Consider the following 1,304-nt stretch of genomic DNA (forward strand, 5'->3'; position numbering starts at 1 on the left):
GCGGACGAAGGGACTTGAACCCTTACGCCTTGCGGCACTAGATCCTAAGTCTAGCGCGTCTGCCGTTCCGCCACGTCACTCTCACCCATGCTAGCTCGCCCTCTGGGCCAGGGCGACCTGTAGGGCAGCAGTCTCAGCATCATCGTCATCTCGAATCGGAATCCCGCTCCAAGTCGCGAAAAAGAGGTGTGCTCAGGTAGCGTTCCCCAAAACTAGGCTGGATCATTACAATCCGCTTGCCAGCGTTTTCCGGTCGCCGCCCCACCTGGATGGCTCCCGCCAAGGCAGCCCCAGTGGAAATGCCGGAGAGGATCCCTTCTTCTTTGGCCAGGCGCCGGCTGTAGACCATGCTCTCTTCATCTTCCACTGGGATCACTTCATCCAGCAGGTCGCGCCGCAGCACATCAGGCACGAATCCCGCTCCGATCCCTTCAATGCGATGAAAGCCGGGCCGGCCACCACTCAAGACGGCACTGGCCTTGGGTTCAACGGCCACCAGTCGAATGGCTGGGTTTTTCCCCTTCAAAAACTCGCCCGCCCCCGTGATGGTGCCGCCGGTACCTACCCCTGCCACCAGGATATCCACTTGACCATCGGTATCTTCCCAAATTTCCGGGCCGGTGGTTCTGGCATGGATCCGGGGGTTGGCGGGGTTGGTGAACTGGCCCAACATGTAAGCGTTGGGAGTGCGGCGGACGATCTCTTCGGCCTTCCAGATGGCTTCCCCCATGCCTCCAGCACTGCTGGCCAGATAAACCTCTGCCCCGTAGGCTTTCAACAGCAGTCGCCGCTCAAGGCTCATGCTCTCAGGCATGACGATGATGAGCCGGTAACCCTTGGCAGCAGCGGCCATGGCCAAGCCAATGCCGGTATTGCCAGAGGTGGGCTCCACCAAGATGGTCTTGCCGGGGGTGATCAAGCCAGCTTGTTCGGCAGCCTCGATCATGCTGACGGCAATGCGGTCTTTCACCGAAGCGGCAGGGTTAAAGCTCTCCAATTTCACCACGATCTCGGCCAGGCACCCCTCCGATTGCGGGATCCGATTCAACCGCACCAGCGGGGTGCGACCGATGAGCTGGGTGATGTTGGCGGCGATTTTCATGGCTAACAAAAAGGAAGAAACCATCGCGGCAGTGGGCCCTAGCCCTTAACTCCGGAGCAACCGAGGGCCTTACGCGAGGCTAACCCTTAAATCAACTCCCCGGCGCTCCCCTTTCAGCTTACTAGCGCAGGAGCCCCGCTCTCTGCCCACAGGGCAAGGGTCGGGAGGAATGTGAGTAAAATGCAATAAGGCTATGACCCAA

At 59.7% G+C, this 1,304-nt stretch carries 1 protein-coding gene; it reads right to left on the minus strand.

The features are described 5' to 3' along the window. Positions 1-145: 145 nt before the first annotated feature. Positions 146-1,102, minus strand: coding sequence for a cysteine synthase A (gene cysK, locus NW828_RS13785; RefSeq protein ID WP_414384471.1), 957 nt, complete (start codon positions 1,100-1,102; stop codon positions 146-148). Positions 1,103-1,304: the final 202 nt, after the last annotated feature.

The sequence above is a fragment of the Synechococcus sp. W55.2 genome (genome assembly GCF_047461635.1).
Classification (GTDB): Bacteria; Cyanobacteriota; Cyanobacteriia; order Thermostichales; family Thermostichaceae; genus Thermostichus.

What these genes read in the sequence shown, in the direction of transcription:
- cysK (WP_414384471.1), bottom strand. Translation starts at nt 1,102, where the DNA reads ATGAAAATCGCCGCCAACATCACCCAGCTCATCGGTCGCACCCCGCTG.